Here is a 20,284-nt window from a genome sequence, read left to right as displayed (position 1 = left end):
TCACCACGGGCAGCTGCATCCCTCGGTAGGGGCAGCATGGCTCACCGCTCACGCAGCGCCTCGCGGGTGCGGTTCATTGGCTTGAGGAGATAGTCGGACACCGTCTTGCTGGCGGTGTGTGCATCAAGGGTGGCAGCCCTGTATTGCGATTGACTTATACGAAGTTCGAAACGGATCTGGGTCAGTGCTTCTTGAAGACAATACGATGACTGGACGCTGGCGCGACCCTGAGTTTCACCTGCGATCGTGGAGCGATCGGCGACCCCTTGCGAGATAAGTTCGAGGGTAAGGCCATCGCGGGCATCGGCATCAAGGTGATGCAGCGCGCCAATGACGATGCCAGAGCCTTTGAGGAAGTGCTCTTCTGATACGCGAATTCGTTCCGTGCCGAAGCGAAAATCAGGCCGGACGGGAAGTTGCCAGTCCCAGTGCATAATTGATAAAACTCCTTTTCTATCAATCACTATATAGCAGCAATAGGATTGATAAAGCGAGAGCCGATCAATCAGAACTGGTAAAAATGACACGCCGCGCCGTTAGTTTGTGACGGTGGTCTAATCCCATTCGTGATTGCGTTGATCTGCATGACAATCTCCTTAGACTGTCATTTCACCGAGGCCGAGTGCGGGACGTGCGTCCCCAAGCAATCCGCTGAAACTGGCGCCTGCCCTGCCTGGGTTTCGCAAAATCACGCTGCGTTGCATGAGTCAGTCCCTGCGACAAAATCGCCCAGTTCAACCAGGCGCGTTTGCCCTCATGTAATGACCGAAATTGTTGATGTGATCGTCGAGATTATCCTCAAGCATCATCCGGTACTGCTCACAGAAGTACTTCAACAGCGCTTCGCGAGCGGCGGCCATCTCCGCGCCGGTTTTAAAGCCGCAGGCGCTTACCCAAGCATTGAATCGTGTGGTGCCAAACATCATCGAAGCACTTACCTGGCCGAGACTTTCAAACGTTTTAAGCTGCTCGTTCGACAGGTTTATATGCGCGTCTGCACGATCGTAGAATGCTTGGTCAGTGGTGTCGGCCATTAAGAGTTACCTTGCTGATCATTGTTAAGCGGCTGATCAAATTCAGTGTTTTAACTCGGCACTACTTATAGCACTGCTTATAGCCCTGCCAACACCGCTTCCAGGGCTTCCTGATCCCGCGCAAACTGCCGAATCCCCTCTGCGAGTTTCTCTGTTGCCATCGCATCTTCATTGGACGCCCAGCGAAACTGCGGTTCATTGAGGTTCTGCAGCGCCTCCCCAGCAGCTCCTGGCACCAACTGGCGCTCCAATACCCCATGATCCTCATCAAGCTTTTGCAGCAAGTCGGGGCTGATGGTCAGCCGGTCGCAACCAGCCAACTGTTCGACCTGGCTCAGGTTACGGAAGCTGGCGCCCATGACCACAGTCTGAATATCGTTGGACTTGTAGTAGTTGTAGATCCGCGTCACCGACTGCACGCCCGGGTCTTTCGCGCCGGTGTAATCCAGTCCGGTATTTTTGCGGTACCAGTCGTAGATACGGCCGACGAAAGGCGAGATCAGGAACACCCCCGCGTCGGCGCAGGCGGCAGCCTGGGCGAAGGAGAACAGCAGTGTCAGGTTGGTCTGGATGCCGGCTTTTTCCAGGCGTTCGGCGGTGCGGATGCCTTCCCAGGTAGAGGCCAGTTTGATCAGCACCCGATCGCGGCTGACGCCAGCCTTGTCGTACAGGGCGATCAACTGGTTGGCCTTGGCCCACAGCGCCTCTTCATCAAAGGACAGGCGCGCGTCGACTTCTGTGGAGATGCGTCCCGGGATCGCCTTGAGGATGCCGCAGCCCACGGCCACGGAAAACTGATCGCAGGCCAGGCCCAGGTCCCCCTTGGCCAGGTCGACGGAGCTGCGCAGAATATCCGAGTAATGCGCAATGGCCGAGGCCTTGAGCAGCAAGGACGGGTTGGTGGTGGCGTCGACCGGGCGCAGGCGGGTGATGGCTTCCAGGTCGCCGGTGTCGCAGACCACGGTGGTAAAGGCTTTGAGTTGTTCAAGCTTGGAAGTCATCAGCGAGCAGTCTCCAGAGGGTTAGTTATTCAAGGCCTGGGCGGTGTCCAGGTCGGTGATCAGGACGTCCAGGTAGCCGCCCTTGAGTGCACCGCGAATCGCCTGGACCTTGTTCAAGCCCCCGGCGAGGCCCAGCACACGTTGGATCGAACGCAGTTTTGGCAGGGCCACGGACACCACGAACTCTTCATCTTCTTCCAGCACCGGCTGCCCTTGTGCATCAAAGTAGCGCAGGCAGATATCACCCACCGCGCCGCGTTCGGCCAGCAGGCGCAGCATATCTTCGGTGTAGTAGTTGCCACTGTTGCGCAGCAGTTGCGACGGCTCCAGGTCGCCGATGCCGACAATCGCCAGGGTGATGCTGTCGAAGCGCTGGAGGACTTCCTTGACCTCTTCCATCTCGAGGATCCGCTGCTTGCTCTCCACCGATTGCTCGATGCTTTGCGAGGGCAGCAGGAACGCCGGGCAGTTGAGCAAAGTGGCCAGGCGCTGGGTGAGCAAGGTGGCTTCGAACGCGCCTTTGTGGCCGACACCGCCGAGCAATTGCACGACCTCCTGGGCGCCTTGCTTGCCCGGTTGCACGTGCAGATGGCCGACCATCGCGCGAATGGTGCTGCTCCATGACGAGATGCCGATGTGATCCTGCGGCGACAGGCTGGTTTCCAGGTAATGAGCTGCGGCCGAGCCGATTGCCTGCTTGATGCTTTCATCGTTGCCATGCTCGGTGGCCTCGACCACGATCACCCGGCGTACGCCATAGCGGCGCTGCAGTTGGGTTTCCAGCTCCAGGTGCAGGCCTTGCAGGCGCATCACGCTGATTTTCACCACGCCTTCCTGTAACGCCCGGCGCAGGGCGCGGCTGATAAAGGATTGGGACAAATCGAGCTGTTCGGAAATCTCGGACTGCTTGAGCCCTTCTTCGTAATAGAGGCTGGCGATCTTGGTGATCAGGCGCTGTTCTTCGATCTGGCTCATGAAAGCCTCAGTAAATGACATCAATGCCGGTGAGGATACCAAACCGGCGCGGCTCGTTACGACATGATCAGGCCGCCGTCGATATTGATTGATTGGCCGGTCAAGTAGGCCGCGTCATCCGACGCCAGGAAAGCCACCAGGCCCGCGACATCCGAGGGTTTGCCGGCGCGGCGCAGGGGGATGTTCTGGACCCACTCGGCCATCAGCTCACCCTTGCCGTAGCGTTTTTCGTCGGTGCTGAGGATCTCGCCCCACACGCGGTCGTTGTAGTCCCACATCTCGCTTTCAATGATGCCGGGACAGAAGGCGTTGACGGTGATGTTGTGGCGCGCCAGTTCCAGCGCCAGGCTTTGGGTAATGCCAATCACGCCCATTTTGCTCGCGGCGTAGTGCGGAGTGTAGATGAAGCCCTGGCGGCCCTGGCCGGAGGAGGTGTTGATCAGCCGGCCGCTGCCTTGCTTGACCATGTACTTGGCGGCTTCCCGACACCCGAGCCAGACGCCGGTAGTGTTGACCTGCAACACCTTGTCGAAGTCGGCGCGGGGCATCTTGTCGAAGTGATCGATGGTGATGATGCCGGCGTTCTGTACCGACACGTCGATGCTGCCAAAACGCTCGTGGGCCTCGCGGTAGAGCTTCTCGATGTCACTTTCACAGGTGACGTCGATTGCCAGGGCCAGGGCCTCGACCGAGTATTCCCTGGCCAATTGCTCGGCCGTGAACGTGACCCTTTCCAGGTCGTTGGAGGCCATGACCAGATTGGCGCCTTCCTGGGCGAAGCGCTCGGCAATACCGGCGCCAATGCCACGGCAAGCGCCGGTGATGACTACAGTTTTACCGCTGAAACGTTGAGACATGACGGGGCTCCCGTTGAACAGGCAGGCTGGGCTTACCAGCAGACAAAACCACCATCGACCAGCAGGTCGACACCGGTGCAAAAAGACGACGCCTGGCTCACCAGGAAGATCGCCGGGCCAACCATTTCTTCAACGCTGGCCATGCGGCCCATGGGCGTGGTCTGTTCGAAAATCTTCACCTGGTCGGCCACTTCCGGGCGCGAGTTCATCGGCGTGGCGGTGTAGCCAGGGCTGATGCAGTTGACTCGCAGGCCCTTGTCGGCCCACTCCATCGCCAGGCTTTTGCTCAAGTGAATCACCCCGGCCTTGGAGGTGTTGTAGTGGGCTTGCAACAGGCCACGGTTGACGATGCTGCCGGACATTGAGGCGATGTTGACGATGGCCCCCCTGCCCCGTGGCAGCATCACGGCGGCCTGGGCCTGGCAGCTAAGGAAGATTCCGGTCAGGTTGACGTCCAGGGTGGCTTGCCAGCGTTGCAGCTCGAGGTCTTCGGCGGCCTGGGCGTTGGCGATACCGGCGCAGTTGACCGCGACGTTCAGCTCACCCAGTTCGCTTTCGGTACGGGCGACGGCAGCATCCAGGGCGGCGCGTTCGGTGACCGTGCCACCCAATGCCAGGGCGCGCCGGCCCAGTGCCTGGATGCGTTCCACGGTGCTGGCGATGCCGGGGCTGCCCGGCAGGTCGAAACAGGCCACATCGGCTCCGGCTTCGGCCAGGCCGACGGCGATGGCCTGGCCAATCCCGCTACCGGCGCCGGTGACAAAGGCGACCTGGCCTTGAAGGCTAAAAAGTTGCATGGGTTGCTCCACTCCAAATTAGTTGTTTTTGTTGCCTTGATCGTTCCCGCCCAGAGCCTGGGAATGATCATCAAGTATTCAGGCCGTCGCCATTTCCATCACCGAAACCGGTGTCGCTTCACCACGCTCCAGAATCCCCATTTGCCGCCCGCGGCTCATCACCATCACACGGTGCGAAAGCCCCAGTACTTCGTCCAAGTCCGAGCTGACCACGATCACCGCCATGCCATTGGCTGCCAGGTCGGCAATCACCTCATAAATGGCCGCACGGGCACCGACGTCAATGCCACGGGTCGGCTCGTCGAGAATGAACACTTTCGGGTTGCGGGCCAGCCATTTGGCAATGATCACCTTTTGCTGGTTACCGCCGGACAGGCTGGAAATCCGTTGCTGTGGCGCGCCTTTCACACCGAGGCGCGCCACCGCCGTCTGCGCGAACTCGCGCAATTTTCCGGGAATCACCCAACCGCGCTTGTCCAGCAGGTCGGTGTTGCCATACACCAGGTTGTCTTCAATCCGGTGTTCAACCACCACGCCTTGCTGCTTGCGGTCTTCGGGCACCAGCACCACACCGGCCTGGATCGCCTCGGACGGGGAGCGCAGGCGACGAATCTCACCGTCCAGCCGCATATGACCCTGGATGTCATGCGCGGCGCCAGCCAGGGTGCGCACCAGCTCGGTCCGCCCGGCACCGACTACCCCGGCAATCCCGAACACTTCGCCAGCTCGCACGCTGAAGTCAATGCCGTGCAGGGCAAACTCGCGGCAACTCAAGTCTTTGACCTGCAACATCAGCCGTTCCTGCGGCGGTTGCAGGGTCGGGAAAATCCGTTCCAGGCTGCGCCCGACCATTTGCTCCACCAGCTCGCGCACCGGCACTTGGGCGCTGGCGTGCAGGGCGATCTGGCGACCGTCACGCAGCACCAGAATCCGGTCGGCAATACGCGCGATCTCTTCCAGGCGATGGCTGATGTAAATGAACGATACGCCCTCGGCCTTGAGCCGCTCGACCTGTTGGAACAACAGTTCGGTTTCCTCACCGCCCAGGGCGGCGGTGGGTTCGTCGAGGATCAACAATCGCGCATTCAGGGTCAGCGCCTTGGCAATCTCCACCAATTGCTGGGCCGCCACGCTCAAGCCTTCGACCTTGCGCGATGCCGGTACCTTCAGCCCCAGGCGTTGCAGTTGCTTCTGCGCCTGGGTCTCGATGTACTCGCGGTCGACCCGCCCGTGACGCATGGGCAGGCGGCCGACAAAGATATTCTCGGCAATCGACAGCTGCGGCAGCAGGCGGATCTCCTGGTGGATCAGGCCGATACCGGCCCCCAGCGCTGCGCCGGGGGAAGCCGGGGCGTAATCCTCGCCAAGCCAGGTCATGCTGCCGCCGGTTTCCGGTGGCACCAGGCCGGCAATGATCGACGACAGCGTCGACTTGCCCGCCCCGTTCTCGCCGAGCAGCGCCAGCACTTCGCCGGGGCGGATGTCGACGTTGATCTGCGACAGCACCTGCACCGGGCCGTAGGCCTTGCCGATATTGCGCAGGCACAGCACGGCGGCAGGTTGTGCCTGGCGGTTATCCAGAGCGGCTTGCATGGCGACCTCCGGGGCTTACGGGTGCTGTTGCAGGAAAGGTGCGACGTTGTCCTTGGTGGTCAATACGGTTTCCAGCAGTTGCTCCTTGGGCACCGCCTTGCCCGCCTTCAGGTCAATCGCCGAGGCCACGGCCAGGCGCCCCATTTTCTGGGTCTGCTGGGTCATCGTGGCGTTCAGCACGCCGCTTTGCACAGCCTTGAGGCCGGCGACATCGCCATCAAAACCAACCACCACTACCGGATGATCCAGGTTGCCGACCTTGACCGCTTGAGCGGCGCCCAGCGCCATGGCATCGGCACGGCCGAAGAACACGGTGATGTTCGGATCACGCTGGAGCAGATCCTGGGCGACCGCAAAGCCTTTGTCCTGGGCCCATTCGGCTGGTTGCTCGGCCACGATCTTGAGACCCGGGAAGGCTTTCAAGCCTTCCTGGAAACCCTTGGCCCGGTCATTTTCCGGGGTAGTGCCCAACTGGCCCTGCAGGACCGCGATACGGCCCTTGCCGTCGGTGACCTTGGCGACGTATTCGGCCAGGGTCTTGGCGCCGGCCACGCTGTCACTGGCGATAAAGGTGTCGCCTGGGGCGTCGGGGGCGTTGCGGTCGACGGCGATGACCGGAATACCGGCAGCCTTGGCGGCCTTGACCGGCACACCGGCGGCGGTGGCGCCAGCAGGGATGTAGATCAGCACGTCGATCTGGCGGGTGATCAGGTCTTCAATCTGGCTGACCTGGGTCGACGAGTTGCCTTGGGCATCCACGGTGATCACCTTGATCCCCTTGGCCTTGCCTTCGGCTTCTACCGATTGTTTGATCTGGTTGAAGAAGTCAGCCTGCAGATTGGCCACGGCGAGGCCGATGGTCAGGTCCTTGGCCCAGGTGGTGCCCACCGTGGCGAGCGTGGCGGCGGCGAGGGCCGTGGCCAGTAGCAGTTTCTTGGTGCTGAACATGTCGGTGACTCCTTATTTTATTGTTGGAGGGTGTCAACTTTCGATCAAGCGCAAAGCAGTGTTTAACGGGCGGTACTGGAACGGCGACGCAGGGTGTCGATGGTTACGGCGAGGGCGATGACCACGCCGATCACCACTTGTTGAATGAACGGCGATACACCCAGCAGGTTGAGGCCGTTGCGCAGCACGCCAATGATCAGCACACCCACCAGGGTGCCGCCGATACTGCCGACGCCGCCGCTCAGGCTGGCACCGCCGATCACCACGGCGGCGATGGCGTCCAGCTCCAGGCTCAAACCGGCGCTCGGTTGCGAAGAGTCGAGGCGCGCCGCCAGGGTCACAGCGGCGATGCCGGCGAGGGCACCACTGATGGCGTACACCCACAGGGTAATGGCCCGCACCTTGATGCCCGACAGGCGCGCCACTTCCGGGCTGCCGCCAATGGCGTAGAGGTTGCGCCCGCCAGCGCGAAAACGCAGGAACACCCAGGCCACCACCAGCATGATCAAAAACAACCCGACCGTTGCCGACAAAAAGCCAAAGTGGCGCACCGTGGCCAGGTTGGTGAACCAGTCCGGGAAGCCGACGATCTGCCGGCCTTCGGTAAGAATGTTCGCCAGGCCGCGCGCCACCGACATCATGGTCAGGGTGGCAATAAAGGGTGGCAGTTTGGCGTAGGTGATCAACGCGCCCGAGACCAGTCCGGCGAGCATGCCGGTGGCAATCGAGATCGGGATCGCCAGGCCCAGCGGTACCGCCTGGTCCTGATACAGCCAGCCGAGCATCATCATCGAGAAGGCGAGAACCGAGCCCACCGACAAGTCGATACCGCCGATGACAATCACTGCAGTCATGCCGATGGCGAGGATGCCCAGCACGGTGACCTGATCGAGAATGTTCAGGCCATTGCGCAGCGAGAAGAAAAATTCGGAACTGAAGGAGAAGACCAGCACCAGCAGCATGAGGCCGATCAGCGGACCGCCGACATTGCTGGGGAGCATTTTCACCAGCCGTGGGCGGCGGGTCGGCTTGAGATCCGCCGGGTGATGGCCAGAGGCTTTGGCGTCCACATTGTTCTCCTGAGTTATTTTTTTTGGAGTTCGCTCGCACGGCATGAATATTTATGCATGCCTGACTGTTAATTCAGATTCTAGTGACACGGTGGCAAAGTCAAGCGCTTTAATTTTCTTCACTGCCCTCAAACCGCTGTTTTTGCTTGCTTGAAACTGGCGTCCCAGAGGACTGCGTGGGGGTTTTAGGCCGTCTGTCCGAGGGTATTTTTCGACTTTTATTTCATTTTCGGGTGCTCGCTCCCTTGACCTGTTGAACGATCGGCGTCTAAATAGAAATATATTGTCATAGCTGAATAAATATTCAAAAGACAGCTTTGGACACTTTCATCCCCGCGTGGTCAGCCTCAAAGGAGCCGCTGCATGAATGCTTTCCAGTACGACGCCCGTCAGATCAAAGAACAGGCCCGCCTGATCCGGCGCCACGTGATCCGTTTGAACGCCGACTCGCCGGCGGGTGGCCACACCGGTGCAGACCTTTCAGAAACCGATATCCTCGCCACCTTGTACTTTCGCATCCTCAACACCGGGCCGGAACGCACCGAGGACCCCGAGCGCGATATCTACATCCAGAGCAAAGGCCATGGCGTCGGCGGCTTGTATTGTTGCCTGGCGCAGGCCGGCTACATTCCCACCGAATGGCTGGCCACTTATCAACACTTCAATTCCCACCTGCCGGGCCACCCGGTGCGGCAGAAAACCCCGGGTATCGAACTCAACACCGGCGCCCTCGGCCACGGCTTGCCAGTGGCCGTCGGGCTGGCGTTGGCAGCGAAAATGTCTGGCAGTAAAAAGCGTATTTATGTACTCACCGGCGACGGTGAGCTGGCGGAAGGCTCCAACTGGGAAGCGGCGATGGCAGCGGCCAAATACGGCCTCGATAACCTGTTTGTGATTGTCGACAAGAACAAGCTGCAACTGGCCGGGCTGACCGCAGAGATCATGCCGCTGGACCCGCTGGACGTGAAATGGGCGGCCTTTGGCTTCGCCGTCAGCGAGTGCGATGGCAATGATGTGGGCCAGTTGATCAGCGCCCTGGAAACCATGCAGAGCAAGACCGGCGCACCCCAGGTGCTGATCGCCCACACCATTAAAGGCAAGGGCGTGTCGTTTATCGAAGCCCGTCCCGAATGGCACCACCGCGTGCCCAAGGGTGATGAAATCAACGCGGCACTGGAGGAGTTGAGTCATGGCGAGTGAACATTTGGCGAGCGTCATGGTTGAAGCGTTTATTGCCGCCGTCGATGCCGGCCTCGATGTGGTGCCGGTCGTCAGCGACTCCACGTCCACGGCCAAGATCGGTCCGTTTGCCCAGCGTTTTCCCGAGCGCCTGATCAACGTCGGCATCGCCGAACAGTCGCTGGTCAGCGTCGCGGCCGGCCTGGCCCTGGGTGGCAAGATTGCCGCCACCTGCAACGCGGCGCCGTTTCTGATCTCGCGGGCCAATGAGCAAATCAAGGTCGACGTTTGCTACAACCAGGCCAACGTCAAGATGTTCGGGCTTAACGCTGGCACCAGCTACGGCCCGCTGGCCAGCACGCACCACAGCCTCGACGATATCTCGGTGATGCGCGGTTTTGGCAACGTGCAGATTTTTGCCCCGGCCGACGCCGTTGAATGCCGGCAGATTGTCGATTACGCCCTGCGCTACCACGGCCCGGTGTACATCCGCCTCGATGGCAAGGCCTTGCCGGATGTGCATGACGCCGATTACCGCTTCGTTCCGGGCCAGGTCGATATCCTGCGCCAGGGTCTGGATGTGAGCATCGTCGCCCTGGGGTCGGTGGTGCATGAGGCGGTCGATGCCGCCCAGTTGCTGGCCGATCAGGGTATCCAGGCCCAGGTCATCAACCTGTCCTCGATCCGGCCGCTGCAGCGCGAGGTACTGCTCAGCGCCCTCAGCGGCACGCGCGCCGTCATTACTGTCGAGGAGCACAACATCAATGGTGGCGTTGGCAGCCTCGTGGCTGAAGTGCTGGCTGAGGCCGGGCTGGGCGTTCCACTGATCCGCCTGGGTATCGGTGACGGCGAATACGCGGCGGCTGGTGCACGTGAGCCGACCCGCGCCTTGCATAACATCGATGCGGCTGGGATTGTGGCAGCTGCCATCCGGTTGCGGTGAATCACATGAATGAAACGACCCCGCTGATCCTGGCGATAGACGAAGGCACCAGCAACACCAAGGCCGTGCTGGTCAACGAACTCGGGCAAGTGATCGCCCGGGGCTCGCGGCCATTGAGCATCAGCCATCCCCAGGCTGGCTTTTCCGAGCAGGACCCGCTGCTGATCTGGCTCAACACCCTGGCGGCCATCGATGAATGCCTGGCTCAGGTTGATCGCCCGATCACTGCCTTGGCCATCAGCAATCAGCGCGAATCCGTAGTGGCCTGGGACCGGCACACCGGTGAGCCGCTGTCGCCGTGCATCAGTTGGCAGTGCCGACGCTCCACGACGTTGTGTACGCAGCTGCATGAGCAAGGGCACGAAGCGATCATCCTGGCCAAGACCGGGCTGGCGCTGGACCCGATGTTTTCGGCGGGAAAACTGCGCTGGATTCTCGACAACCTTGAACACGGCCACGGCCACGCCCGCGCCGCCGCCGGTGAAATCTGCCTCGGCACCGTGGACAGCTGGCTGTTGTGGAAACTCAGTGGCGGGCAAGTGTTTGCCACGGACTACTCCAACGCCGCCCGTACCCAACTGTTCAACCTGCACACCTGCGGCTGGGACCAGGAGTTGCTTGAGCTGTTCGCCATCCCGGCGCCAGCGCTGGCACCGATTCAGCCTAGCGCCGGGTTCTTTGCCGAAACGGCAGGCTTCGGACGACTGCCTGCCGGCATCCCGGTGATGTCGATGATCGGCGACTCCCATGCCGCGCTGTATGGGCAAGGCGGTTTTGCGCCCGGGCTGGTCAAGGCCACCCTGGGTACCGGTTCATCATTGATGACCCCCATGAGCGGGCCGATTGCATCCACTCACGGTTTGTCGACTACCTTGGCCTGGCATGACGCTTTGGCACCGACCTACGGCATGGAAGGCAATATCGTCCATACCGGCGCGGCGGTGCAGTGGGCCTCGCGGCTGATGGCGGGCGAGTCCCTCGATGCGCTGACTGAACAGGCGGCGCAACTACCTGACAATGGCGGCGTGTACTTCGTCCCGGCGCTGTCCGGGCTTGGCGCGCCACACTGGCAAGCTGAGGCGCGTGGATTGATCTGCGGCCTGACCGAAGCCACCTCGGGTGCGCACATTCTGCGGGCTTCGCTGGAGTCCATCGGGTATCAGATTCGCGATGTGTTTGATGCCATGCAGCAGGATATTGGCAGCCCTTTGAAAGAACTCTGGGTCGACGGCGGTGCCACGCGTAATCGCTGGCTGATGCAGTTTTTGGCAGACCTGTTGCAACGCCCGGTGGTACGTAGCTTGTCGCCGGAAGTCTCGGCGCTGGGGGCGGCGCATTTGGCTGGAAGGGCGTTGGGCATCTGGGCCAGTGACGATGCATTGGCAGAGTTGGAAAGGCCGCGGGAGAGGTTTGAGCCTGCTGTGGATCAGGCCATGGAGGCACGTTATGGCGAGTGGAAGAAGGCGCTGGAGCGTACGCTGTGTTGATCCGCGTTGCACCAGGCGCCCCCATTATCTCCTCCTGTTTTCCAGGGTGGTGGTCAGGCTCGATGGGTGGTTGCCAGGAGATAGTTGCAGTTGACTGAACATGCCTGGAGTCAGCTGTTTTGACCGCCATCGATGTTGAGTGTGGCACCTGTGATGTATGCCGCATCAGGCCCCACTAGAAACGCCACGGCCCCGGCAATTTCTTCTGGCTGACCGTATCGACCTAGTGCCGTCATCTGTTTGACCATGGCCGCAACGTCGCTGGTTTCCGGATTCATTTCTGTGTTGATCGGACCAGGTTGAACCGTGTTGACGGTGATCTGCCGAGGGCCAAGATCGCGAGCCCAGGCGCGGCCATAGGCCGCAACCGCAGCCTTGCTGGCCGCATAATCGCCAATGCCAGGAAATGGTGCACGGCTGGCGAACATAGTCCCCACCGACACAATGCGCCCGCCATCGGACAGCAGCGGTACAGCAGCGCGTACTGCTGCTACCACACCGCCAATATTGACGGCCTGCTGATGCTCAAGCTCGGCAATGTCGACCTGTGGATCACCAATAATGCCCGTTACGAATATTCCTGCGCTGTTGACGAGGATATCCAATCGTCCGAAATGATCGTGCGCGGTCCTGACCAATGCCGCGACCGCTGCGCTATCGGCCTGATCGGCGGCCACAGCCAGTACCTTCACGCCCAGGGCTTCTATTTCGCTGGCCACAGCGTGTGCGCGTTCCCGTGATTTTGCATAGCTGAAGACGATGTCGGCACCTTCGGCTGCCAGACGCTTGGCAATGGCTGCGCCGATGCCGCGCGATGCGCCGGTCACCAATGCAACTTTACCTTTGAGAAACTGAGTCATGGGGTTTCCTTGATAGAGACTGGGGGTGGTTAAGTCTGCGAGTTGCAAACAGAGCAATCACAATAGGCCCCAGTCAAATCGTGATAAACAGCCATAACCGGTATCCTGTATCATCCCAGCAGTGATAATGATCTTTTTCGTGAGGCGTCCATGGATTACTTCCTGGCGGTACAAGCGTTCAACCGCATCGTCGAGACTGGGAGCTTCGTCAAGGCGGCCGCACAACTGGACCTGCACCCCAATGCCGTGACTAAATTGATGCAAGCGCTGGAGGCGCATTTGCGCGTCAAGCTGCTCAACCGAACCACCCGGCGCGTCGCGCTTACCGGTGAAGGCAGCGTCTATTACGAACGAATGAGCCGGGTGCTCGATCAATGGCTGGAAGTCGAATCAGAGATGGCCGTGGCGCACTCCAATCCACGCGGTACGATCCGTGTGGACATGGGTACCACCATCGCGACGCATCTGGTGATCCCGGCATTGCCCGAATTCAATCGTCGCTACCCCAACATCCAGATCGAGATAGGCGCCAGCGACCGAACCGCAGACCTGGCCAGCGAAAGTATTGACTGCGTGATACGTGGCGGCGACCTGCAAGACTCGTCATTGATTGCCCGTCGCCTGGGCAGCCTTGATTTCATCACGTGCGCGACCCCTGCCTACCTTGCGACTCACCCATTGCTGTCCCATCCCGCGCAATTGGAGGATGACCACTGCGTGGTCCGGTATTTCTTTCCTACGTCGGGAAAGCACAATCGAATTGAATTTATCCGTGGCGACGAACAAGTATCAGTGCAAGGAAACCATGTCGTGGCCGTCAACGATAGCAATGGCTATCTCGCGGCGGGACTGGCCGGCCTGGGTGTGATCCACACTCTGCGCTTCATGGTTCAGGCGCATGTAGATTCCGGCGTCCTGACCCCTGTACTGGAAGACTGGTCCGCACGTACCAATACCCTGTCAGTGGTGTACATGCCCAACCGGCATCTTAGCGTGCGCGTACGCGCATTCGTTGATTGGCTGGTGGAGCATTTCGCAGCACATCCGCACGTGCTCCCTTAAGGGGGCGTGCGGGTCTCATGCTCGAGAAACATGGTCAGGATCACACTATCCGGTCTACTTTTGCGGGAAGCGTGCCCAGATCCACAGTGCGCCCCCCAACGCGCCAACAGCCCCGAACCATATCGGGCTCACGACACCGTAGCGATCGATAGCCAGCCCTCCAACTAAAGCTCCGGCCCCCATGGTCAACTGACCAGTAGAAACGAACAGTGCCGCCGCAGTTTCCAGACGATCGGGCGCAGCGCTGAAGATCCAACTCTGAATGGCGATGGGTAACATCCCGAAGCCCAACCCCCAGGCCACCATCGCGGCTCCCGCCACCAAAGGATATTGGCCCATAGAGACCAGCAGTAGCATCGAACAGCCCAGCAGCAGCGATGTGCTCAATACCGCTTGCCGCACATCACGCTCGACACACCAGCCGCACAGTACATTGCCGAATATCCCTGCCACGCCGTATCCCAACAAGAAAAGACTCAACTGCCCGGATTCGATCCCACTGATCTGGTTCAGATAGGGTGTGACATACGTGTAAGCCGCGAACTGACCCGTGAATATGAATACAACGGCCACCAGGCCCACTTGTACCTTGGGTAAACGCAGTACAGGCGGCAACTGCGATACGCCCGAATAGCGCTCCGGGCGGATGCTTGGAAGCAGCAACATCAATGCAATAACCACCATGGCGCCTAAAACAGCGGATACAGCAAAGGCGACCCGCCAACCGAATGCCCCCCCAAGCAACGTCCCTGCGGGAACACCAACCACCGTGCCCAGGGTCACCCCTGAAAAAACGATGGAGGTTGCTCTTCCCACCGCGTCGGGTCGCAGCCTGGGGCCAAGGGATACGCCGATGGTCCAGAACCCCCCTACCGCGATACCGAGCAAAATACGGCCCAGTAAAAGAACGTAGAGCTCATTGGCGGTCGCAACCAGAACATTGGAAACGACCAAGAGGCCAAGCAGCACCCATAGTACGTGTCGTCGATCAAATGTTCGGGCCAGGCTGATGGTCAAGAACGCTGAACAGGCCGCCACGATACCGGGGATGGTAATCACCAGACCCGCACGGCCTTCACTGATCGCCAAGTCATTGGCGATTTGAGGCAAGAGGCCTACTGGCAAGAACTCCGCCGTCACCAGAGCGAACGCCCCTACCCCAATGGCGGCAACTGCGCTCCAGGGCGCAGGAGCCGAAAGCGCGGCCGCACCAGCGGATGAATCTACGCCAACTAATTGCTGCGTCATAAACTGAGTTCCAAGGACCATGCAGGCGCACGTCTGCGTGCGCCTGCAGCTTAAATCTGCGCTGTCAGTAACCCACACCGCGAACACCACCAGAAGCCCTGATGGACTCGCCTGTTACCCAGTGCGAATCCTCGGACGCCAGGAAAACGGCCAATGGCGCTATGTCTTCGGGCTCTCCAAAACGCCCTAGCGGTGTTCCAGCAAGGAGCTTTTCACCCAGTTCACCGGCAAAATTCCCGTCAGTAGCCGGTGTATTGGTATGCCCAGGCAGGATGGAATTGACCCTGACCCCACGCGGCCCCAACTCTCTGGCCAAGGCAAGGGTCAAGGTGTCGACAGCGCCCTTGGTGGCGGAGTACACACTTGAAGCCAGGTAGGGATCGGTGCTGAGAATGGAGCTGATATTGATCACGCTGCCCTTGGGGCCAAGCAGTTTGACGGCCTCTCGCACTGCCAACAGGTAGCCCAGTACGTTCAGGTTGAATTGCTTGTGGAAGGCTTCTTCCGTCAGGTCGTCGATCATTTCAAATACCGCGACACCGGCATTGTTGACGAGCACATCCAGGGTCCCGTATTTCGCCTTCACCGTTTCAAACAAGCGCACGACATCCGCCGCCAGGCTCATGTCAGCCTGTACCGCGAAGGCTGTGCCGCCGTTCTCGATGATCTGCGCAACCACCGCATCCGCATCGCGTTGGCTGGAGGCATAATTGACGATGACGGTTGCGCCCTGCGCGCCCAGGGCCTTGGCGATCCCTGCGCCGATACCTTTGGAGGAGCCTGTAACAACCGCTATTTTCCCTTCGAGTTTCATTAACTGACCTTCTTGAAGTTGAGTGATATCCCAGTGAAGATTCGTCGCTGGCGCTGCGTGAAACCCGCAGTGCAACCAACCACCGGCCACCAGTATTGCGCCAACACAGGGGGCCGACGTTTGCCAGTTATTCGCTCATCCTTGCCTATTCTTCTCAGACAGCTTGCGCTGCCCGGGGATCTAGCCCATGTTCAGGAACATGGAAAAAGCAATGACCGAACTGCGCAGCATCGTGATGCGCGCACAAAACAAGTGGACGGATACCGGCTTGCCTCGTGTGGCGATGGTCCGGGCTGAGGCGTGTGCGGACCAGGTATATCAGCCGATGCTGCACCTGGTGCTTCAGGGCCAAAAGACCCTATCGATAGGTGACGAGGTTTCTCAGTACGCTGCCGGAAGCTATTTCCTGGTTCCTGTCGATGTACCGGCGACGGGGCAGATTCACAGCATCGCGCCGGATCAGCCTTATCTCGCGATCAGCCTCACCCTGGACCCCGCTGTGATCTCTGCACTGCTGGTGGACGATGGGAGCGTGTCAGGCAAGGCCAGCAGTGCATGCTTTGATGCTGTGCCGGCGCCCGCTGAAATGATTGATGCCTGGCTACGCATGATGCGGCTCATGGACCAACCGCGCGAAGCTGCGGTGCTGGCGCCCATGATCGAGCGTGAAATCCTGTTCCGCGCCTTGCAGGGGCCACTTGGGGGTATTCTTCGTGAGGTGGCTCGCCCAGACAGTCGACTGGCACAGATTCGCCGTGCTACCCAGTGGATTCGTGAGCACTACACCGAGCCCTTTCGCGTTGAGCCCCTCGCGGTGATGAGCGATATGAGCGTTGCGGCTTTCTACCGGCATTTCAAATCGGTCACCGCCATGACGCCCATTCAGTATCAGAAGCGTTTGCGCCTGCTGAGGGCCCGCTGGCTGCTGCTGTTCGATACGCTGGATGCAACCTCAATCGCCTATAACGTCGGTTATGAAAGCGCCTCGCAATTCAGTCGGGAGTACGCTCGTCTGTTTGGGCTGCCACCCGTGCGGGATGCCGCGAGATTCAGGTCGCCGCCTGCCGCACAGAACAGTGCCAGGAAGCGTACGGCAACTTCCTGAGCACTGCTGAGCAGGACCGTCGAACTCAAAGATCAGTGATCGTCGTTCCCGCAATACTCTCGGCCAACCCACCACCGAAGAGCCGCGCGGGGGTTTCAAAACCCGGCCGCCGTTCGCCGTTCAATATACGGCGCGCAGCTTCAATAGCAGCCAGTGGCGTATAGGAATAGCCGTTCACAGTTTCAATCACGGAGCGTGCGACTGTACCGTCCGCCCCTGTGACTTCAGCCACTGCCCGAGCCCGATGAGCATCCCGTTCCTCAGAAGTGGGGCCATCAGGCAGTTGGGACAGATCCCCCTGCGCAAACGCATCGCCAGCGATATGCACGAACATCGCAATGTTGGGTATGCCGGTCGAATGCCAGGCAGTCACCAAGTCACCGAAAGACAGTGGTACGCAGAGCACCGGTCCGTCGCCAAAATCAAAGTGTTGCGGCTGCGCATTCGGTGTTGCGACGAGTTCGCCATCAACCCTGGCGAGCAAACCGGCTCCGATGATTTCGCTGACGCTTATCGCCGAACCACGCGACATGGACCCTGGAACCTGAAGCGCGATGCTCAGTGCCTGAGGCCGCTCTACCCGCTGGGCAACATGCACAGCCAGGCAATCGGTGGGCACGACGTCCCAGCCCACGCCTGGCAAAAGCATCACGCCCGCCTTGGCTGCTTCAACACCCAATCGCTCAGCCAACCGGTAAATATTGATCTCGGCCGTAATATCCAGGTAGTCGACCCCGACGTTAATGCAGGCGCACATCAACGGGTCCGCAGTTTTCACAAATGGTCCGGCGAAGTTGAGCAGCACATTGAAGCCCTTCAAGAACTTTTCCGCCTCTGGGCCGGCCTCAAAGACTCGAAATGGAACGCCCAGTTGCTCAGCCAGTACCGCGAGCCTCTGCTGATTACGCCCGGCTATTTCGAAATCCAGCCCCGAGGCTTTCGCCCACTCCGCAGCCATGCGGCCGGTGTAGCCCGTAGCTCCGTAAATCATCAGTTTTTTCATTGGGCGTGCTGCCAGTTCTTGTAGACAAATTCAAGACTGTAGCCGTCAGGGTCCAGGACATTGGCAGCATAGTAATTCGGGTCGTAGTGCAGCCGGGCACCCGGTGCGCCATTGTCGACAGCACCCTGAGCAATGGCGCCAGCATAGGCTGCGTCGACCTCAGCCTTGCTGCTCGCCACAAAACCAACGTGCACGGCCTGCCCTTGCACGATGCCCTCCCGCAGCCAGAAGAACATCCGGCCATTGGCACCGAAGCCCTTGAGGTCTGGATGGCCCGGCGGACCGTCCTTGCCGTCGTAGTCCAGGCGTGCGGTGATCCCAAGCGGTACCAGGGCTGCCTCGTAGAAACGGATGGAGCGTTCAATGTCACTCACCGACAGAAAAATATGATCCAGCATGCCAAAACCCTCGTTCAGATGTTGTAGCCGCCCGCGACCTCGATTGTCTGGGCATTGATCCAGGCGCCTTCTTCGCACAACAGCATGGCAATGACGCGCGCGACGTCTTGCGGTTCGCCGACCCTGCCAAGCGCTGTTTGCGCCGCCAGCAGCGTCTCGAATTCATCGTTCAGCCCACCGCCCAGTTCAGTACGAATCGCACCGGGCGAAACCGCGTTGGCCCTTATACGCCGGTCACCAAATTCCTTGGCCATGTAGCGGGTGAGCACCTCCAGGCCACCCTTGAAGGCCGCATAAGGAGCGACGCCCGCAGTGGCCACGCGGACCGTGGCGCTGGTCAGGTTGACGATGCTGGCGTTCTCTTCCAGCAACGGCAGCAAGGCCTGGGTCAAAAAGAATGGCCCCTTGAGATGAACATTGAACAGGCCATCGAACTGCGCTTCGCTGATCGATGGCAAAGGGTTGAACAGCCCATAGCCCGCGTTGTTGACCAGGCCACTGAGGGCGTTCAGGTTCCAGGTTTCCCGCAATACATGGACTACTGACTCACAAAAGCCCCCGAAGCTACCCACATCAGCGACATCAAGCTTGAGCGCAACAGCCTTGCCACCTGCCTGCTCGATACACCGCACGACCGTATCCGCCGCCTCGGGATTAGTGTTGTAGGTAAGGATCACCCCCAGGCCCCGCAGGGCAACCTGTTTAGCTGCACTGGCGCCGATTCCCCGGCTGCCTCCAGTAATAACGACAACGCCCATGTCCTGCTCCACTGTCGACCAAATGAGCCATCACAGTAAACTTGCCCCTCACCGTGGGCTCAGCCGTTCCTACTCAAGACTTGCCTGTTTCTGCTTTTTACTTGCGCAGCGTATCCGCCTGCGCTAAACATCCGCTTCATGAACAATCAACTGAATGAACTGCGGTCCTTGGCCTCCAAGGCCGAGAACCGCCGCACCGAGACAGGCATCCCGCGGGTCGCCATGGTCCAGGGCAAGATTCCCGAGCACATGCTGGCTGCGGTCTATGACCCGATGATCAACCTGATCCTGCAAGGCAGCAAAACCATGACCGTCGGCGACCGCACGCTGCGGTATGACCCCGCGACGTATTTCGTCATGTCCATCGAGTTGCCGGCGGTAGGCACCGTGCACCCAGCTGCGTCAGGCGAGCCTTACCTGGCGGTCAGCCTGACGCTCGACCCAACGGTGTTGTCCACACTGCTGGCAGACCTTCCAAAACCGAGGGAGCGGTATGAAAACGATCCCGGGTTTTCCGTGGCGGCTGTCACTCCAGAACTGATGGACGCCTGGGTCCGCATGTTGCGGCTGATGGACAAGCCTGACGCCATTGCGGCTCTGGCTCCCGTCTACGAGCGCGAGATTCTGTTCCGCGTGCTGCAAGGCCCACATGGCTGGATGCTGCGGGAGATTGCGGCGCCTGATACCGCCATGGCGCGAGTGAGCCTGGCGATTCAATGGATCCGCCGTGATTTTGCCGAGCCGATCAGGGTAGAGAGCCTCGCGCAGAAAGCGGCCATGAGCGTCTCGGCCTTTCACCGCCACTTCAAGGCAGTCACCACCCTAAGCCCATTGCAGTATCAAAAGCGGGTTCGTTTGCTTCAGGCCCGAACGCTCATGGTGGCCAGCGCCAGAAGCGTCACTGCGGCCGCCTTCGAGGTGGGCTACGAAAGTGCTACGCAGTTCACCCGGGACTATGCGCGGGTATTTGGCCTGCCTCCTGCGCGGGACACTGCGAGGATCCTTGGCGAAACCAGAGCCATCAGGGGTAGCTGACAAAGCCACAGGTCGCTAAAGCCTCTATGCCGCCAAAGTGATGAAAAAAGGCGCCTGTTCGGCGCCTTGAAAACCATAGTGAGCGAGACGGCACCGGGCTGCTCGCCACAGAACCTA

Annotated in this window: 21 protein-coding genes; 6 read left to right on the top strand and 15 right to left on the bottom strand. The window is 60.1% G+C overall.

Translation table 11 applies throughout. From position 1 onward, the window contains the following. Positions 1-41: 41 nt before the first annotated feature. The 9 genes from GIR22_RS20740 to GIR22_RS20700 all read right to left on the bottom strand — a co-directional run bounded on the left by GIR22_RS20740 (position 42) and on the right by GIR22_RS20700 (position 8,275). Positions 42-434, bottom strand: coding sequence for a DUF4172 domain-containing protein (locus tag GIR22_RS20740; RefSeq protein ID WP_154745134.1), 393 nt, complete (start codon positions 432-434; stop codon positions 42-44). A 300-nt stretch (positions 435-734) separates the two neighbouring features. Then, entirely contained in the window at positions 735-1,034 is a 300-nt protein-coding gene (locus GIR22_RS20735) for a DUF3144 domain-containing protein (protein WP_154745133.1), read from the bottom strand. 77 nt (positions 1,035-1,111) lie between these two features. After that, positions 1,112-2,035, bottom strand: a complete 924-nt coding sequence (gene tal, locus GIR22_RS20730; protein ID WP_154745132.1) for a transaldolase — start codon at positions 2,033-2,035, stop codon at positions 1,112-1,114. A gap of 21 nt (positions 2,036-2,056) precedes the next feature. Continuing rightward, positions 2,057-3,010, bottom strand: coding sequence for a sugar-binding transcriptional regulator (locus GIR22_RS20725; protein ID WP_154745131.1), 954 nt, complete (start codon positions 3,008-3,010; stop codon positions 2,057-2,059). 56 nt (positions 3,011-3,066) lie between these two features. Continuing rightward, on the bottom strand, positions 3,067-3,867 hold the full coding sequence (locus tag GIR22_RS20720) for a glucose 1-dehydrogenase (RefSeq protein WP_154745130.1): 801 nt from the start codon (positions 3,865-3,867) through the stop codon (positions 3,067-3,069). A 32-nt stretch (positions 3,868-3,899) separates the two neighbouring features. Then, positions 3,900-4,664 carry an SDR family oxidoreductase gene (locus GIR22_RS20715; RefSeq protein WP_154745129.1) on the bottom strand — a complete coding sequence of 255 codons (765 nt, stop codon included), beginning with the start codon at positions 4,662-4,664 and terminating at the stop codon, positions 3,900-3,902. A 78-nt stretch (positions 4,665-4,742) separates the two neighbouring features. Beyond that, positions 4,743-6,257 carry a sugar ABC transporter ATP-binding protein gene (locus GIR22_RS20710; protein WP_154745128.1) on the bottom strand — a complete coding sequence of 505 codons (1,515 nt, stop codon included), beginning with the start codon at positions 6,255-6,257 and terminating at the stop codon, positions 4,743-4,745. Positions 6,258-6,272: 15 nt separating this feature from the next. Next, positions 6,273-7,205 (bottom strand): sugar ABC transporter substrate-binding protein, encoded by a 933-nt coding sequence (locus tag GIR22_RS20705; protein WP_154745127.1) that lies wholly within the window; start codon positions 7,203-7,205, stop codon positions 6,273-6,275. 62 nt (positions 7,206-7,267) lie between these two features. Next, positions 7,268-8,275, bottom strand: a complete 1,008-nt coding sequence (locus tag GIR22_RS20700) for an ABC transporter permease subunit (RefSeq protein ID WP_178122381.1) — start codon at positions 8,273-8,275, stop codon at positions 7,268-7,270. A gap of 363 nt (positions 8,276-8,638) precedes the next feature. On the opposite strand from GIR22_RS20700, the gene GIR22_RS20695 reads away from it, so the two are divergent. The 3 genes from GIR22_RS20695 to GIR22_RS20685 are packed head-to-tail and all read left to right on the top strand — an operon-like array spanning position 8,639 to position 11,884. After that, positions 8,639-9,475, top strand: a complete 837-nt coding sequence (locus GIR22_RS20695; protein ID WP_154745125.1) for a transketolase — start codon at positions 8,639-8,641, stop codon at positions 9,473-9,475. Further along, positions 9,465-10,397, top strand: a complete 933-nt coding sequence (locus GIR22_RS20690) for a transketolase family protein (protein ID WP_154745124.1) — start codon at positions 9,465-9,467, stop codon at positions 10,395-10,397. Before GIR22_RS20695 ends, GIR22_RS20690 begins: the two co-directional genes overlap by 11 nt. Positions 10,398-10,402: 5 nt before the next feature. Then, positions 10,403-11,884: an FGGY family carbohydrate kinase gene (locus GIR22_RS20685; RefSeq protein WP_154745123.1), complete on the top strand. Its 1,482-nt coding sequence runs from the start codon at positions 10,403-10,405 to the stop codon at positions 11,882-11,884. Positions 11,885-11,994: 110 nt separating this feature from the next. On the opposite strand, the gene GIR22_RS20680 is transcribed toward GIR22_RS20685, so the two are convergent. Then, positions 11,995-12,744, bottom strand: a complete 750-nt coding sequence (locus tag GIR22_RS20680; RefSeq protein ID WP_154745122.1) for an SDR family NAD(P)-dependent oxidoreductase — start codon at positions 12,742-12,744, stop codon at positions 11,995-11,997. 150 nt (positions 12,745-12,894) lie between these two features. Between GIR22_RS20680 and GIR22_RS20675 the strand changes: the two genes are divergently transcribed. Beyond that, entirely contained in the window at positions 12,895-13,806 is a 912-nt protein-coding gene (locus GIR22_RS20675; protein ID WP_154745121.1) for a LysR family transcriptional regulator, read from the top strand. Between the two features lie 54 nt (positions 13,807-13,860). Here GIR22_RS20675 and GIR22_RS20670 read toward each other — a convergent pair whose 3' ends face one another. Together GIR22_RS20670 and GIR22_RS20665 are read right to left on the bottom strand one after the other, a co-directional pair. Beyond that, complete coding sequence (locus GIR22_RS20670; protein ID WP_154745120.1) at positions 13,861-15,054, bottom strand: MFS transporter; 1,194 nt, start codon at positions 15,052-15,054, stop codon at positions 13,861-13,863. Between the two features lie 64 nt (positions 15,055-15,118). Next, complete coding sequence (locus GIR22_RS20665) at positions 15,119-15,868, bottom strand: SDR family NAD(P)-dependent oxidoreductase (protein WP_154745119.1); 750 nt, start codon at positions 15,866-15,868, stop codon at positions 15,119-15,121. Positions 15,869-16,079: 211 nt separating this feature from the next. Here GIR22_RS20665 and GIR22_RS20660 point away from each other — a divergent pair, with 211 nt between their 5' ends. Further along, the gene (locus GIR22_RS20660; protein ID WP_178122380.1) at positions 16,080-16,973 is read left to right on the top strand and encodes an AraC family transcriptional regulator; all 894 of its coding nucleotides are present in this window, start codon (positions 16,080-16,082) and stop codon (positions 16,971-16,973) included. Between the two features lie 25 nt (positions 16,974-16,998). On the opposite strand, the gene GIR22_RS20655 is transcribed toward GIR22_RS20660, so the two are convergent. Genes GIR22_RS20655 through GIR22_RS20645 form a run of 3 tightly spaced genes read right to left on the bottom strand, consistent with a single transcriptional unit; the run spans position 16,999 to position 19,132 of the window. Continuing rightward, positions 16,999-17,976 (bottom strand): saccharopine dehydrogenase family protein, encoded by a 978-nt coding sequence (locus GIR22_RS20655; protein ID WP_154745118.1) that lies wholly within the window; start codon positions 17,974-17,976, stop codon positions 16,999-17,001. After that, positions 17,973-18,374 carry a VOC family protein gene (locus tag GIR22_RS20650; RefSeq protein ID WP_154745117.1) on the bottom strand — a complete coding sequence of 134 codons (402 nt, stop codon included), beginning with the start codon at positions 18,372-18,374 and terminating at the stop codon, positions 17,973-17,975. Before GIR22_RS20650 ends, GIR22_RS20655 begins: the two co-directional genes overlap by 4 nt. A 14-nt stretch (positions 18,375-18,388) precedes the next feature. Beyond that, the gene (locus GIR22_RS20645; protein WP_154745116.1) at positions 18,389-19,132 is read right to left on the bottom strand and encodes an SDR family NAD(P)-dependent oxidoreductase; all 744 of its coding nucleotides are present in this window, start codon (positions 19,130-19,132) and stop codon (positions 18,389-18,391) included. 138 nt (positions 19,133-19,270) lie between these two features. Between GIR22_RS20645 and GIR22_RS20640 the strand changes: the two genes are divergently transcribed. Then, positions 19,271-20,167, top strand: coding sequence for an AraC family transcriptional regulator (locus GIR22_RS20640; protein ID WP_178122379.1), 897 nt, complete (start codon positions 19,271-19,273; stop codon positions 20,165-20,167). Positions 20,168-20,284: the final 117 nt, after the last annotated feature.

This window comes from Pseudomonas karstica (assembly GCF_009707515.1).
GTDB lineage: Bacteria > Pseudomonadota > Gammaproteobacteria > Pseudomonadales > Pseudomonadaceae > Aquipseudomonas > Aquipseudomonas karstica.
Note: the sequence above shows the minus strand (reverse complement) of the source record. Positions and strands in the feature narration are given on the sequence as shown.

What these genes read in the sequence shown, in the direction of transcription:
- GIR22_RS20740 (WP_154745134.1), bottom strand. Translation starts at nt 434, where the DNA reads ATGCACTGGGACTGGCAACTTCCCGTCCGGCCTGATTTTCGCTTCGGC.
- GIR22_RS20735 (WP_154745133.1), bottom strand. Translation starts at nt 1,034, where the DNA reads ATGGCCGACACCACTGACCAAGCATTCTACGATCGTGCAGACGCGCAT.
- tal (WP_154745132.1), bottom strand. Translation starts at nt 2,035, where the DNA reads ATGACTTCCAAGCTTGAACAACTCAAAGCCTTTACCACCGTGGTCTGC.
- GIR22_RS20725 (WP_154745131.1), bottom strand. Translation starts at nt 3,010, where the DNA reads ATGAGCCAGATCGAAGAACAGCGCCTGATCACCAAGATCGCCAGCCTC.
- GIR22_RS20720 (WP_154745130.1), bottom strand. Translation starts at nt 3,867, where the DNA reads ATGTCTCAACGTTTCAGCGGTAAAACTGTAGTCATCACCGGCGCTTGC.
- GIR22_RS20715 (WP_154745129.1), bottom strand. Translation starts at nt 4,664, where the DNA reads ATGCAACTTTTTAGCCTTCAAGGCCAGGTCGCCTTTGTCACCGGCGCC.
- GIR22_RS20710 (WP_154745128.1), bottom strand. Translation starts at nt 6,257, where the DNA reads ATGCAAGCCGCTCTGGATAACCGCCAGGCACAACCTGCCGCCGTGCTG.
- GIR22_RS20705 (WP_154745127.1), bottom strand. Translation starts at nt 7,205, where the DNA reads ATGTTCAGCACCAAGAAACTGCTACTGGCCACGGCCCTCGCCGCCGCC.
- GIR22_RS20695 (WP_154745125.1), top strand. Translation starts at nt 8,639, where the DNA reads ATGAATGCTTTCCAGTACGACGCCCGTCAGATCAAAGAACAGGCCCGC.
- GIR22_RS20690 (WP_154745124.1), top strand. Translation starts at nt 9,465, where the DNA reads ATGGCGAGTGAACATTTGGCGAGCGTCATGGTTGAAGCGTTTATTGCC.
- GIR22_RS20685 (WP_154745123.1), top strand. Translation starts at nt 10,403, where the DNA reads ATGAATGAAACGACCCCGCTGATCCTGGCGATAGACGAAGGCACCAGC.
- GIR22_RS20680 (WP_154745122.1), bottom strand. Translation starts at nt 12,744, where the DNA reads ATGACTCAGTTTCTCAAAGGTAAAGTTGCATTGGTGACCGGCGCATCG.
- GIR22_RS20675 (WP_154745121.1), top strand. Translation starts at nt 12,895, where the DNA reads ATGGATTACTTCCTGGCGGTACAAGCGTTCAACCGCATCGTCGAGACT.
- GIR22_RS20670 (WP_154745120.1), bottom strand. Translation starts at nt 15,054, where the DNA reads ATGACGCAGCAATTAGTTGGCGTAGATTCATCCGCTGGTGCGGCCGCG.
- GIR22_RS20665 (WP_154745119.1), bottom strand. Translation starts at nt 15,868, where the DNA reads ATGAAACTCGAAGGGAAAATAGCGGTTGTTACAGGCTCCTCCAAAGGT.
- GIR22_RS20660 (WP_178122380.1), top strand. Translation starts at nt 16,080, where the DNA reads ATGACCGAACTGCGCAGCATCGTGATGCGCGCACAAAACAAGTGGACG.
- GIR22_RS20655 (WP_154745118.1), bottom strand. Translation starts at nt 17,976, where the DNA reads ATGAAAAAACTGATGATTTACGGAGCTACGGGCTACACCGGCCGCATG.
- GIR22_RS20650 (WP_154745117.1), bottom strand. Translation starts at nt 18,374, where the DNA reads ATGCTGGATCATATTTTTCTGTCGGTGAGTGACATTGAACGCTCCATC.
- GIR22_RS20645 (WP_154745116.1), bottom strand. Translation starts at nt 19,132, where the DNA reads ATGGGCGTTGTCGTTATTACTGGAGGCAGCCGGGGAATCGGCGCCAGT.
- GIR22_RS20640 (WP_178122379.1), top strand. Translation starts at nt 19,271, where the DNA reads ATGAACAATCAACTGAATGAACTGCGGTCCTTGGCCTCCAAGGCCGAG.